Annotated in this window: 11 protein-coding genes; 1 reads left to right on the forward strand and 10 read right to left on the reverse strand. The window is 53.0% G+C overall.

The features are described 5' to 3' along the window. Positions 1 to 6: 6 nt before the first annotated feature. The 8 genes from E5336_RS00835 to E5336_RS00870 all read right to left on the reverse strand — a co-directional run bounded on the left by E5336_RS00835 (position 7) and on the right by E5336_RS00870 (position 9731). On the reverse strand, positions 7 to 2049 hold the full coding sequence (locus tag E5336_RS00835; RefSeq protein WP_135979191.1) for a BglG family transcription antiterminator: 2043 nt from the start codon (positions 2047 to 2049) through the stop codon (positions 7 to 9). Then, positions 2049 to 3725, reverse strand: a complete 1677-nt coding sequence (locus E5336_RS00840) for a PTS mannitol transporter subunit IIBC (RefSeq protein WP_135979192.1) — start codon at positions 3723 to 3725, stop codon at positions 2049 to 2051. Before E5336_RS00840 ends, E5336_RS00835 begins: the two co-directional genes overlap by 1 nt. A 182-nt stretch (positions 3726 to 3907) precedes the next feature. Continuing rightward, positions 3908 to 4279, reverse strand: coding sequence for a BlaI/MecI/CopY family transcriptional regulator (locus E5336_RS00845; RefSeq protein WP_135979193.1), 372 nt, complete (start codon positions 4277 to 4279; stop codon positions 3908 to 3910). A gap of 177 nt (positions 4280 to 4456) precedes the next feature. After that, positions 4457 to 5788, reverse strand: coding sequence for an MATE family efflux transporter (locus E5336_RS00850; RefSeq protein WP_135979194.1), 1332 nt, complete (start codon positions 5786 to 5788; stop codon positions 4457 to 4459). Continuing rightward, positions 5785 to 6225, reverse strand: a complete 441-nt coding sequence (locus tag E5336_RS00855) for a MarR family winged helix-turn-helix transcriptional regulator (protein ID WP_135979195.1) — start codon at positions 6223 to 6225, stop codon at positions 5785 to 5787. Before E5336_RS00855 ends, E5336_RS00850 begins: the two co-directional genes overlap by 4 nt. A gap of 111 nt (positions 6226 to 6336) precedes the next feature. Beyond that, a complete protein-coding gene (locus tag E5336_RS00860) occupies positions 6337 to 7695 on the reverse strand; it encodes an ATP-binding protein (protein ID WP_135979196.1) in 1359 nt (452 codons plus the stop codon). A gap of 209 nt (positions 7696 to 7904) precedes the next feature. Then, positions 7905 to 8411 (reverse strand): nitroreductase family protein, encoded by a 507-nt coding sequence (locus tag E5336_RS00865; protein ID WP_135979197.1) that lies wholly within the window; start codon positions 8409 to 8411, stop codon positions 7905 to 7907. A gap of 12 nt (positions 8412 to 8423) precedes the next feature. After that, on the reverse strand, positions 8424 to 9731 hold the full coding sequence (locus E5336_RS00870; RefSeq protein WP_135979198.1) for an aldehyde dehydrogenase family protein: 1308 nt from the start codon (positions 9729 to 9731) through the stop codon (positions 8424 to 8426). Positions 9732 to 9815: 84 nt separating this feature from the next. Here E5336_RS00870 and E5336_RS00875 point away from each other — a divergent pair, with 84 nt between their 5' ends. Then, positions 9816 to 11318 carry a carboxypeptidase M32 gene (locus E5336_RS00875; RefSeq protein WP_135979199.1) on the forward strand — a complete coding sequence of 501 codons (1503 nt, stop codon included), beginning with the start codon at positions 9816 to 9818 and terminating at the stop codon, positions 11316 to 11318. A gap of 48 nt (positions 11319 to 11366) precedes the next feature. On the opposite strand, the gene E5336_RS00880 is transcribed toward E5336_RS00875, so the two are convergent. Both E5336_RS00880 and E5336_RS12685 read right to left on the reverse strand, forming a co-directional pair. Beyond that, positions 11367 to 12290 (reverse strand): AP2/ERF family transcription factor, encoded by a 924-nt coding sequence (locus E5336_RS00880; protein WP_135979200.1) that lies wholly within the window; start codon positions 12288 to 12290, stop codon positions 11367 to 11369. 465 nt (positions 12291 to 12755) lie between these two features. After that, positions 12756 to 12830: an LPXTG cell wall anchor domain-containing protein gene (locus E5336_RS12685; protein WP_353889854.1), complete on the reverse strand. Its 75-nt coding sequence runs from the start codon at positions 12828 to 12830 to the stop codon at positions 12756 to 12758. Positions 12831 to 13177 lie beyond the last annotated feature (347 nt).

Genomic DNA, 13177 nt, shown 5'->3' on the forward strand with positions numbered 1-13177 from the left:
CCTTTCTTAAGCCATGTCGGCTCGAATCAATTCCAAGTAAATCGCGGACAGCGCCTGTTGAATGCGCCGCTCCTCGCGCTCGAACACCGCCTGCTGCAAGTTCGTCGTCTCCATCATATACGTCGTGACGGAGGAAAGTAGTTTTTGATGATACGATGCATAATCGGCTGGCATGAGCAGGACGACCACGGCCCGAATGCCCGGGTACGCGGCAAACTCTTGCGCCTGCGCCGGCCACAAAAACTGCACCTGGGCGTTTTTCACGCCAGTCGTTTTCGCGTGCAGCAAGCCAAAGCCAAGCTCCGGCACCATGACCGAGCCAATCTTCTCACGCTCAAGCAGGGCGCTGGTCACTTCGCTCGCGCTGCCGTCCGCCAGCAAGCCGGCCTCCGCGACCAGCGCCGGCCAGTCCAGCGCCGGATCGACATTGGCGAACACGAGTCCGTTGACGATCGCGCGCGCCGCGCCCGTCATTTGTTCCACGCGCCGAAGTTTTTCCAGCCCGTCCCGGTCCGGATCGGCGTGCGCGCCATATTCGAGATTTTTCATCACATCCCGCAAATGGTCGATGTCGTTTTGCGTCAGCAGCGGGTTGACCTTGACGACCGGCACCATTCCTTGCGCCAGGTCGAACGTCGAAACGATCAGGTCCAAATCGTCGTACGCGTTGGTTTTGTATTGTTCCAAAGAGAGAGTCACCAAATGAAGCCGCGTACCAAACACATGCTGCAGCCTTGCCGCCAGCAAAGCCGACACCCCGACCCCCGAGGCGCATACGACCGCAGTGTGGATGCGCGCCTGTCTGGCCTCGAAGCGGCGGCGTTCCAGCGACGCTCCCACATGCATCGTCATGAACGCGATTTCCGCTTCCGAAATCGACAAGCCCGTCTTTTCGCCAATCAAGGCCGCCGCGTGCGCGCTTTGAGCGTACAGCTCCCCGTATTGCGCCTGGATCGTTTCCAGCAGCGGATTGTAAATCGGCAGGCCGCGCTGCAAGCGGATGAGCGTCGGCCGCAAATGGGTGATGAATCCTTTGATAAACCGGGGATCCATCCGCAAACTCGACGCGATCCGGGGCGGGAAGTCGTTCATAAAATCGTTGGCGATTTCCACGATCTGGTCGTCGTCGAACGCGTCGATCGGATCGACGTTTTTCGCCCCGCTCAAATGCATCGCGATAAACACCGTTTCCGCCTGCGGGATCTCGATGTCGAAAATGGACTCGAGTCTGCCCGCGATTGCTTTGGCCTGCTCCATAGCCGGCGTGGCGCGCATCGTTTCACACAGCGAAGGATCGCTCTCGATCGCCTCCCCTTTCTGGATGCGCTCGACGGCCACCACCAGATGAATGATCAAGCCGATGTACGAGCTTTGCGCATACTGGTTCAGTCCCAGCTCGTGTCGTTCGAGCGTGAACAAGTCAAGCACCGGATCGAGAATATCCTGGTTGAGCAGCCGCAAAATGCCGTCCTGCGACGCTTCAAACACTTCGTGGCGCAAGGCGTCCGCGTCCAAATAGTCGATTGCCTGCTCCTTTGATCCGATCGTGTCGTGAATGATCGCGCTCATCGCCAGGCGCCGATCCTCCTCTTTGCCAAGCAGCCGGATGTTGTTTTTGTGGGCGCGATTCAATTCGATATGATAGTGTTCGAACCAGGACGCCAACGCGTCCAGGTCGTTGGAAATCGTCGTTTCCGACACCGAAAACATGTTGCCGTACACGACGAGCTTTTTCACGTCCGGAAAGCGGAGCAGCTCGAACGCGAGCAGTTTGCGGCGCTCCTCTTTCGAAACGTAAGGAATGAGGTCGGTGGCGATATCGGCCGCCAGCCGGCGGCGGTCTTTTTCGTCCCCTTCGATTCGGATTCCCCTGCCTTGCCGGCTGACCATATCCAAATGGTACGGCTTCAAATTGGCGTTTTGGAGTTCTCGAAAAACCGTGCGTCGCGAAATATTCAGTCGTCGCGCCAGCTCGTCGACCGGAATATACGCGTCCCCTTGTTCCAGGACGATTTGGAGAATTTGTTTAAACCGGTTGGTATAAATCATCACGCGCCGACAAGCTCGCTTACGATCTCGTCATATTCGCTGGCGCCCATGAAATTCATGACCGGATACACCGTCGCGTGCGGACAGCGTTCCTTCGCCCGCTCCACAAGCGACTGGTGCGTGATGATGACTTGCGTGTCCGTTGGCACTTCGTTGAGCGCGTAGTGCGGCACCGTCACGTCGCAGCCGGCGGCTTTCAGCTTTTTCGTCAGACTCGCCGCGCCCATCGCGCTGCTTCCCATGCCCGCGTCGCAGGCGAACACGACTTTTTGCATATTGACGCGCGACGGTTCCGGCTTCGCGCCTACCCGGCCGTTTTTCACGTCGTCGACGATTTGATCGTACTCGGCCGACGCCATGAAGTTATTGATAGGGTAGATGGCGGCGTGCGGACACCGTTCCTTCGCCCGCTCCACGAGCGAGGACTGGGTGACGATGACTTGCGTATCGGCTGGCACTTCGTTCAGCGCGTAGTGCGGCACGGTGATGTCGAGCCCTTCAGCTTTCAGCTTTTTCGTCAGGTTCGCGGCGCCCATCGCGCTGCTTCCCATACCCGCGTCGCAGGCGAACACGATTTTTAAAGCGGACAAGGCGGCAGCCGGTGCCGGCGTTCCCTTGGCTTGCGCCTTGGAGGCGCTCACCTGCTGTTTGGCTTCCTCCAGATTGCCTTCCTTGGCGAACGCCTTCAGCAATACCGTGCACACGATGGCCGATACAGCGGTCGCGGCCGCGATCGAAAGCAGGACGCCGACATAGCTGTCTTTGGCGCACATACCCAGGATGGCTATAATGGATCCCGGCGATGCGGCGGATACGAGGCCCGAGCCAAAGATCGTGTTGACAAGCACGCCGGTCATGCCGCCGGCGATGACGCCGATCAGCGTGATCGGGTTCATGAGGACAAACGGGAAGTAAATCTCATGGATGCCCCCGAAAAACTCGATGATCATGGCGGAGAGCGACGATTGCTTCACTTCGCCTTTCGTGCTCAAGTAGTACGCGATCAGCAAGCCAAGGCCCGGTCCCGGGTTGGCTTCGATCATGAAGAAGATCGACTTGCCGACTTCCTGCACCTGATCCATGCCAAGCGGGGTGAAGATGCCGTGGTTGATGGCGTTGTTCAAGAACAGGATCTTGGCCGGCTCGACCAAAATCGAGGTGAGCGGCAGCAGACCGTGGCTGACAAGGAACTCGACGCCGGTTTTCAAGGCGCCGGTGAGCGCGACGCACGCCGGTTCGATGACGAGACAGCCCACGCAGGCCAGGATCGCGGCGAGAATGCCGGCTGAGAAGTTGTTGACGAGCATTTCGAATCCGTTCGGGATGTGCCCGTCGAGCAATTCATCGGTCTTTTTCATCAAATAGCCGCCCAATGGCCCGGCGATCATGGCGCCGATGAACATCGGCGTTTCGGTGCCGGCGATGATGCCGATGGCGAAGCACGCGCCCACGACACCGCCCCGGTGCTCGTAAATCATCTTGCCGCCGGAATAGGCGATCAAGACCGGAAGCAGGAAGCGCTGCATCGGACCGACGATTTCGTTCAGCGTCGGATTGGGACACCAGCCGGCTGGGATGAACAGCGCGGTGATGAGTCCCCAGGCGATAAAGATCGAGATGTTGGGCATGACCATCGCGGAGAGGGCGCGCCCGAATTTTTGGACTTTTTCTTTCATGATTGTTTTTTTCCTTTCTTTTCATTTCGTTTGTTTGACAATTTCAGTATAAGAAAGCGCTTTGTTTTTTTCTATTGTTTCTCGTTTTTGTTTGGCACTTCCAAAAATGCCAAAATCCGGCGAAGGTGGCACAGCGCCGGGTGCCAAAAAAAAGCCCCACTTTCGTGGAGCTTTCAAACAGCCTATTCGGCTGCCAGCGCTTGTTTTCGTTCCTGAATCAAGGCTTCGATCTTTTCCAATGTTTCGATATCCTTCGCGTGGCGGATAAAATTCGCCGCGAGCTCGTAGGAAGTATCCCGCACAAGAAAGTTGTCAAAGTACTCGGCCTGAGAGATGCAAGGGCTGAATTCGCGAGTCAAGGCGTTCTTGTTGTAGCCAAGACCGGCGATCTCGATGAATTTCATCGAAAGCAGCTTTCGAATAACGGCCTGTACTGTGTTCTTACTTATGTGTGGGGCTTCCAAGCAGATATCATTGGAAGACAATGGCTTGTTTGACTGCCAAAAGATCTCCATGATTTCATTTTCGCGCTTGGTTAAGTGGGAAACTTTCATTACAATGACCTCTCTTTATTTTTACAAACTCATTATAAATTTTCTGAACGGAAATTACAAGAAACGATATATCATTTCTTCACTTTTTTTGGGCTTTTTTCACAATAAATTTAAAATTTCGACCAAATTTATTCAATCCATCATCTTTTTTGCAAAAAAGACGGATTTTCTTCCATTTCAATACCCGTACCGCGCTTTCTCTTTTCGCAAAAAGAACACGACGACAAGCAGCGAAAGCGACTCGGCGACGACGACCGCGCTCCAGATCCCGTCCAATCCGAACAGTTTGGGCAGGATCAGGATGCACGCGATCTGGAACAAAAACGTGCGCACAAACGAGATGGCCGCCGACACGAGTCCGTTGTTGAGCGCCGTGAAAAACGAGCTGCCAAAAATATTGAAGCCGCACAATAAAAACGAAACGCTGTAAATGCGAATGGCGTGGACGGTCAGGGCGCCAAGCGATGCCGAGCCATTCACGAACACCATCGCCAGCCACGGGGCGCTGATTTCGGCGACGATCGTGAGCACGAGCGCGGTGATCGCGATCAGGGCGAGCGACTTTTTCAGCAGGCTGTCCAGCTCGCCCGTGTTGCCCGCGCCATAGTGGTAGCTGATGATGGGCGCGATGCCGACACCATAGCCGAGAAACGCGCCGGCGAACACGAATGAGATGTACTGGAGCACGCCGTACGCCACAACGCCGTCGGCGCCAATCATCTTCATGAGCTCGAAATTGTACAGCACGGTGATGACGCTCATGCTCAAATTGGTAACCATCTCGCTCGAGCCGTTAAAGCAGCTTTGTAGTAGCGCTTTGCCGTTCCAGCGCGTTTTCGATACGCGCAGCGGCGTGCCGTTGCCGGGCGTCACGAAAAACACGAACGGAATGATGCCGCCCACGATCCAGCTCAGCCCGGTGGCGAGCGCCGCGCCAAAGATGCCAAGACCGGCGACCGCGATTAAAAGATAGTCGAGCACCATGTTCATGACGCCGGCGATGATTGTCAGCAGCAGGCCGAGCGTCGGGCGTTCGGCGGTGACAAGAAACGCCTGGAACGTGTTTTGTAAAAAGTAGCCGGTCATCATGAGGACGAGCGTTCGGCCATAGGCGACGCAGTCGGGGAGCATTTGCTCAGTGGCGCCAAGCAGGCGCGCGAAATCCTCGATCCAGACGGCGCCGACCACGCTCATGACTAGCGCCACGACGATGAGGCTGTACACGAGCAGGGAAAACACCTCGTTGGCTTCGCGCTTTTTTTGCTCGCCGAGCAGCTTGGCGACCAGGGCGCTGCCGCCCGTGCCGATCATGAAGCCGAACGTGCCCATGATGGCGATGACGGGCCAAATCAAATTGAGGGCCGCGAACGCCTGGCTGCCGGCGACGTTGGCGACGAAGATGCCGTCGACGATCGTGTACAGCGATGTGAAGATGACCATGACGACGGAAGGGAGCGTGAAGCGCAGCAGCTTGCCAACCGTAAAGTGGTCGCTGAGCCGGATCGTCATGCCGTCTTCTCCTTTCCCTGCTTCAAGTGGTGCACGTACCGTTGTCCAAGCTCGATAAACCGGCCGGCGTTTTCCTCGCCCATTTGCTCGAACGCCTCGTTTTCCCGCTGAATGGCCGGATACACATACATTTTGATGACGTCGCGGCCCCTGTCCATCAAATACACGCCGCACTCGCGTCCTTTTCCTTTGCGTAGCTCGATCCATCCTTTTTTCTCCAGCGCCTTGATAGAGGAGTTGATCGTCTGCTTGCTTAAAAACGACGCCTGGGCAATATGCTTCTGGCAGCATCCATCCTCGAGGGTGCTTAAACAATAGAGCACTTCAAACGCGCTGTCCGAAATGCCGGCCGCGAGCGCCTCCTCGTGGTAAATATGGCTCAATTCCTTATAAAACGCGTTGAACGCGCGTAAATGTTCATTAAATATTTCCTTCATAAAAACCTCCTGTCCAAAATGCGACCCAAGTATAATAGTCCGAAATCGGACTTGTGTCAACCCGGTACAAGAGGAGAATCGTATCAAAAAATCGTTCTTTTCTTCTCCACGTCACAACAAGAAAGTCATATAAGGAGGAATACAGAAAATATCGTCTTTGATCATCAAATTTTTCGGATGAATAATGAAGCACGCGCCAATCCGGTCCTGATATTTTTCTTTAAACCGCAACAGGGATGTGGTCGTGTAACGCTTTCCCGACTTGACTTCGATCGGATACAGTTTATATTTTAGTTTGCGGTTGCTAGAAAGAAGAAAATCAATCTCCATATCATTTCGATGTTTCTCGTCGTTGTAATGCGTGTAAAAGTACAGTTTATGATGATTTATCACAAGCATTTGCGCAATCACATTTTCATACAGCATTCCTTTGTTCATAGATAATTTATCCAGCAAGATCTGCTTGTACACTTCTTCCTCGAGCAATTCATTTTCGTCAAACGCGTGACTGACCAAAAGACCCGTATCCCCCATATAACATTTTACATATGACCTTACCTCGTTGATGGATAAGCCGACATTCGGATCACTGCATAAGAAGCATTCATTACAAATCATGGAATCCGCCAGCCAAAAGAAAGTCTCCTGGTATTCTTCCGCTCTCGACTCGCCTTGAATCGTCTTGAAAACCACTCTTTTTTCATGCTGTGAAAGCAATCCGGGGATCTGATCAAAAATCGCCAGTACCTTACCCCGATACCGCGCATTGATCTTCATAATATCTTCCCGATACAGCCGCAAAATATCCCGTTTTTCCTGGTCTGCCTCATAAAAACTTTTATTATTCTCAACAAACTTTACGACCGGCATAGGCATACCGCCCACCAGCATGTATTGTTTAAAAATCATCATCGCTTTGCGATGCAGCGACTCTTCCAGCGCTTGTTTGGATTCAAAACAATGTTTGATATAATCTATCATCACTTCCTCGCCTAAAGCCCAGCAAAACTCTTCAAAGTCGAATGGATACATTGAAATATGGCGTTCCTCCGAAGGAATGACAATATCTTTCACGTTTTCCTTGATCGAAATAAGCGAACCGGTTTCAATATAATCATATCGTCCATCCGCTACCAGGTATTTGATAGCCGCTCTTGCCTGCGGAAACATCTGCACTTCATCGAAAATCACCACCGACTGACGAGGTTTCAAACGGATCCCGTAATGGACTTGAAGCATCATAAACAACGTATCCAAATCGTTCAAATACTTTTCAAAATACGACTCGACTTCCTTATCCTTCTTGGCAAAATCAATGAGAAGATAGGATTCATATTCATTTTTAGCGAACGCCTGCGCAATCGTACTTTTGCCAATTCGACGCGCCCCCTCAATCAAGATCGCCTTCGTACCCTTCGTTTCATTCTTCCATTCCAAGAGTTTATCGTAAATCTTTCGTTTAAAAAACATATTGTATTCACCTCCTCATGCCGGTTTTCAATCCGATTATATCGCTCGACCCCACTATGCGCAAGATAAGAAACGCCGTATTACCCCATTATGCGCACTATAAACTACCCCCCTGTTTCCCCATTATGCGCACCTATATGACCCCGTCAAAACCCCATTATGCGCACCTTAAACAAAGAAAAAGCCTGGGCGAGCCAGACTTTCCTATTTTACTTTTCAAATGTTTCCCAATGGATGCGGGCCGGATCCCATTTTTGTTTGGGTTCCAGATCATGGGCCGGATAGCCAAACGAAAGCACCCAGTACGGCTGGATGGAATCGGGCAAGTCGAAATACCGGCGCAGCCAGTCGACCCGGTCCGTTTCGGGATAGCCACCCAGCCACACGCCGCCTAAACCAAGATCCTTGGCTTCGATCAGCATGTTTTCACTAAGCGCCGACAAATCCTGCACGTCGTAGGCGTCGCCAAAGTGGCGATTCGTGTCGGCGCACACGACGACGGCGAACGCGGCGTCCTGCACGCAGACGGCGTATGGGGAAAATTTCGCGAGTTCGGCAAGGCGGGCCGGATCGGTGACGACGATCAGCTCCCACGGCTGTTTGTTCACGGCGCTTGGCGCGGCGCATCCGGCTTTCAAAATCGTTTCGATCGTCTTTGGATCGGCTTTCTTGTTCGTGTACTGGCGCACGCTCGTGCGTTCAAAAATCGCATTCATCTTTTTTCCTCCTTATTTTAAAAACAGACGGACGACTTTTTCCTTCCACGGCTTTTGCGGGCCGTAGATGAAAGGCAGGTCGACGCGGTCGCTCGACGACAAGATCGACTTGTCGTGGGTGAATGTCTGGAATCCATACCGGCCGTGATAGTGGCCGAGGCCGGAATTTTGCAGACCGCCAAACGGCATGTTTTCCTTCACGAAGCGAATGTGGTCGTCGTTGCGGGAAAACAAGTAGAAGGCGAGCGGATGCGGCTTTTGCGCCAGCTGCCGACACAGTGTTTCGAAATTCTCGTACGGCAAAACGGGCAGGACCGGTCCGAAGATTTCCTCGTCCATGACGGGCGTTCCTTCTTTTGGCAGCAAGATCGTCGGCTCGATTTTGAGTGTCGCCTCATCCACATGGCCGCCCCAGACGACTTTTCCGTCGTTCAAATACGCGCGTACGCGTTCGAAATGCTTTTCGTTGATGATCTTGCCAATCGACTCGAGCGTGACGCCTTGCACCGAAAGCTGGTGGATGATTTGCTGGATGAGCGCGGGCATTTTCGACTCGTGCACATAGACGTGGTCGCACGCCACGCACGTCTGGCCGGCGTTGAGAAACTTGCCGAAGACGATGCGGCGGGCCGCCAGCGCGATGTTGGCACTCTCGTCGACGATGGCCGGGGACTTGCCGCCTAGCTCGAGCGTGACGGGCACCAAATGCTCGCTGGCCGCCTGCATGCACAATTTTCCTACGGCGGGCGAGCCGGTAAAGAAGATGTAGTCGAACGGCTGGTGGAACAGCGCCTCGTTTTCCTGGCGTCCGCCGGTCACAACCGCCACATACGCGGGCGCGAACGTTTCCTCGATCAAACGGGCGATGACGGCCGTCGTGTGGGCCGAGTAGTCGCTTGGCTTTAAGATGACGGTGTTTCCGGCCGCCATGGCTTCGATGAGCGGCTGCATCGTGAGCAGGAACGGGTAGTTCCACGGGGAAACGACGAGCACGCAGCCATAGGGGTCGTGGCGAATCTCGCTTTTGGCTTTGAACAAAAACAGCGGTGTGCGCACTTTTTCCGGCGCGCTCAGCTGGTCGATGTGCTTTTCCATGTACGTGAGCGCCTGGTAGACCAGACCGATTTCGCTCATGTACGCCTCGGCCCCGGATTTGTTCAGGTCCGCGTACAGGGCTGCGATGATCCGGCTTTCGTTTTGCCGGATTGCGGTCTTGAGTTTGGCGAGCATTTGCTTGCGAAACATGATGGAGCGGGTGGCGTTGGTCGCGAAGAACACCTTTTGTTCCTGGACAAGCGCCTTGATTTGATTTGCGTCCATATTCAATCCTCCTGCTCCCATGATAAAATCATTGTCCCCTCATCGCAATAAATTTGTTAAGATGATAAGGATGGAGGTAACAAGATGCGTTTACAATTCGAACCATTTTATGAAGAGTATTTGAAAAAACTGGCGGCCTACAACTTGGCGAGCGCCACGATGTACACCGACCAGTGGACGGTCGCGCCATCGGCTGGCATCCCCCACGCCAACGAGATGATGGCTATTCTCGCCCAGGAGCTGTTTCAAATCGAAAACGATCCGGCTATGATTGAAAAGATCGAAGCCTACCACAAGACGCTGCCGGAGGGCTCGCTCGAGCAAAAGGAAGTGAAGATGCGTCTGGACGATTTGGGGCATACCCGCAACGTTCCGGCCGACGTGTACCGGGATTTCGTGAAGGCGCGCAACGACGCTGGCTACTACTGGCACCAGGCGAAGGAGAAAAACGACTACGCGCTGTTCAAGCCGTATTTGGTCGATCTCATGAACAAGTCGATCGAGTACATGAAATATTCCCCGAAATACACCGGCGACAATTTGTACGATGTGTTTTTGGACGCGTACGAGCCGGGGATGAATGAGGAAAAGTACGACGCCTTTTTCGACGTCGTCAAAACCGAGCTCGTGCCTTTTATTGCCAAGCTGCGCGCCGAAGGCCGGACGATCGACGACTCGATGCTGTCGAAATCGTTCGACATCGAGCGGCAGGAACGGTTCATGGACACGATCATGCGCTATTTGCGGGTGGACCCGACGCGCGTCTCGCTAGGCACGACGGAACATCCGTTCACGAACTTTTTGTCGCACAACGACATGCGCATCACGACGCATTACTATCCGGACCGCTTTTTGAGCGCGATCCTGTCGACCGTGCACGAGTACGGCCACGCGCTGTACGGGCTGCAGATGGATGAAATGTTCGAAGGTACGAAGCTGAACGAGAACGTCGGCTCGGCCGCCCACGAGTCGCAATCCCGCTTTTTGGAAAACCACATCGGTCGTTCCAAAGCGTTTTGGCAAGCCAACTACGACGAGCTCGTCAAGCAGTTTCCGGAGTTCGAGGCCGTCGGTTTGGACGCGCTGGTCGATATGATCAACGTGAGCGAGCCCGGCCTGATCCGTACCGAAGCCGACGAGCTGACGTACCCGCTGCACATTCTCATCCGCTACGAGCTGGAAAAGGACATGGCCGAAGGAAAGATGGACTACGACCAGCTGCCAACACTGTGGGCAGACAAGTACGAGCAATATCTGGGCGTGCGTCCGCAAACGGACAGCGAGGGCGTTTTGCAGGATGTGCACTGGTCTGACGGCTATTTGGGCTACTTCCCGACGTACGCGCTGGGCAGTGCCTACGCCGCCCAGCTGTACCACACGATGGCAAAGCAAATCGACGTGGACAAGGCGCTGCGCGAAGGCCGTATGGAGGAAATCACCAACTGGCTCAAGGACAACGTCCACCACTACGCCGGTTCGAAAACAATGGCCGAAATCGTCGAGATCGTATCGGGCGAGCCGTTCGATCCGCATTACTATGTCGACTATTTGAAGGACAAATACTCGAAGCTGTATGGCTTGAAATAAGCGTACCAAAGACGATCCAAGCGGATTCTTCCGTAGCGGTCGTCTTTTTTAAACCCGAGGGGTTTCAGTTCCCTCCAAAACCAACTCGAAATTCTCGATGGAATCACCTTCCACAAGCACATGGAGCGGGTGGCTCTTTCCCCAGACGGGATCCGCTTTCGCTTTTTCTTTCCACTCGTCAAAATACCGGACAAAGCCGTCGTGGAGCAGCGTTTCCGCCTGCTTGCGCACCCGGATGGCCGCTTCTATCGTGTCGAACGAACCGAGGTAGTACTTTACTTTTTGAAAGCTGATTTGCGCGATCCACTTCCCTTTTTGTTTTTGAACTCCCGGACACCCGCTCGTGTTGTCTTTCCGGACGGCTTTGGAGCGAATCGCCTCCACGCAGGTCGAGTCGATGTAGTTCATGTACTGTCCCGGTCCGTCCTTTTCCCTTTGCAGACAGCCGCAGCTTTGCGTGTTCCCGCACATCAGCTGGTTGGCCGCCACTTCCACGACTTGTCCGCAGTCGCATTGGCATATCCATAAAACACTGCCGTTTTTCCGCTTGTCCGTCGGATGCAGCGCTGTCAGTTTTCCAAAGCGTTGATTCGTCAAGTCGATTCCTTTGCGAACGCACCCGCAGCTTTCGGTTGGGTGTTTTCCGGTCAGCCGGTTCGTCGGCACCATCATGACGTTTCCGCAGTCGCAGCGGCATTTCCACACGTAGCACGAGCCTTGTTTTTCGGGCAGACGTTCCAGCACCGTCAAACGGCCAACTTTCTTTCCTTTCAAGTCTTTCGTGTTTTTTCCCTTTCTGGCGCATCCGCAGCTTTTGACCAGTCCCCGCCGGATTTTGTACGCTTCCAGCCAAATCGTGTTCCCGCAATCACAATGGCATTCCCACAAAAAGCTTCCCTTCCGTTTTTTTGTGGTTTTTTGTATAACCGTTAATTTTCCTACCCGGTGTCCCGTCCAGTTTTCATTCCACATCCCTTTGCCTCGCTTTCCCTTTTTCGCAGAGTTGTTTACTTTGCGAAAAAGAGGACAAAAAGCGCGGTAAATCCGCCAGAATTGACGGTTCCTTGCTTCCGTTGACGGGAATTTTGACGGCGCATTGTATGGAAAAGAAAGAAAGAAAAAGACAAAAAAGACTTTATATGTCGGGAAATTTGAATTTTTTGATGACGAGAATCATGACGGTTTAAACAAAGCGAAAAGCAAGGAGATCAAAGAAAGAAGGAAAACTCCCCACTCGTTCTTCTTCCTTTTTTGGACTTTTATCATGAGAATCCTGAATATTGATTATTTTTTTATGTTTTTTATGTTAAAATGGATTCGCATAGTAAACAACTCTGCGAATAAAAAAATATTTATCTTTTTTAGAGCCAGATGGCTCAACACACACAAAAGACGACCCCCTTAAAGGAGCGGTCGCCTTTTTTTCAGTTCTCTATTTTATTTTCCTTTCTTCCTTTTCTTGAACACGTATAGAACGCCCAGGCTGGACAAGGCCATGCCGGCGGTGCTCATCCAAAGACGCGAACGAGTCGAGACTGCCGTGTTGGCGCTGGACGCATACCGGGCGATCGAATATATTCAGTATTTGCACAACGAAGGAGTACCTCTTGTTAAAAAAGGAGAACAGACTTATTCGGTGCCTACGTTGGAAGAGCTCAAAAACGTTCTTCCAGACAAGGTGTTTTCCTCGTTTCATAAAAATTAAAAAAAGCCAGAAGAGTGGGTTCTCTTCTGGCTTTCTAATTCTGTCTCCTTTTTGGATAGCGCTTCGAGTTCCGCCACGGAGCAGTCGAATACGTTGGCGATCGTGGCTTTGTCGATGCCGGCTGCCAGCAGCTTTTTCATTCGTTTGATGTTTT

It is taken from the genome of Dubosiella muris, assembly GCF_004793885.1.
GTDB classification, from domain to species: domain Bacteria; phylum Bacillota_I; class Bacilli_A; order Erysipelotrichales; family Erysipelotrichaceae; genus Dubosiella; species Dubosiella muris.

Bases quoted from the DNA above. Each gene is read 5' to 3' on its own strand.
- E5336_RS00835 (WP_135979191.1), bottom strand. From the start codon at position 2,049: ATGATTTATACCAACCGGTTTAAACAAATTCTCCAAATCGTCCTGGAA.
- E5336_RS00855 (WP_135979195.1), bottom strand. From the start codon at position 6,225: ATGAAGGAAATATTTAATGAACATTTACGCGCGTTCAACGCGTTTTAT.
- E5336_RS00840 (WP_135979192.1), bottom strand. From the start codon at position 3,725: ATGAAAGAAAAAGTCCAAAAATTCGGGCGCGCCCTCTCCGCGATGGTC.
- E5336_RS00860 (WP_135979196.1), bottom strand. From the start codon at position 7,695: ATGTTTTTTAAACGAAAGATTTACGATAAACTCTTGGAATGGAAGAAT.
- E5336_RS00845 (WP_135979193.1), bottom strand. From the start codon at position 4,279: ATGAAAGTTTCCCACTTAACCAAGCGCGAAAATGAAATCATGGAGATC.
- E5336_RS00875 (WP_135979199.1), top strand. From the start codon at position 9,816: ATGCGTTTACAATTCGAACCATTTTATGAAGAGTATTTGAAAAAACTG.
- E5336_RS00865 (WP_135979197.1), bottom strand. From the start codon at position 8,411: ATGAATGCGATTTTTGAACGCACGAGCGTGCGCCAGTACACGAACAAG.
- E5336_RS00880 (WP_135979200.1), bottom strand. From the start codon at position 12,290: ATGTGGAATGAAAACTGGACGGGACACCGGGTAGGAAAATTAACGGTT.
- E5336_RS00850 (WP_135979194.1), bottom strand. From the start codon at position 5,788: ATGACGATCCGGCTCAGCGACCACTTTACGGTTGGCAAGCTGCTGCGC.
- E5336_RS00870 (WP_135979198.1), bottom strand. From the start codon at position 9,731: ATGGACGCAAATCAAATCAAGGCGCTTGTCCAGGAACAAAAGGTGTTC.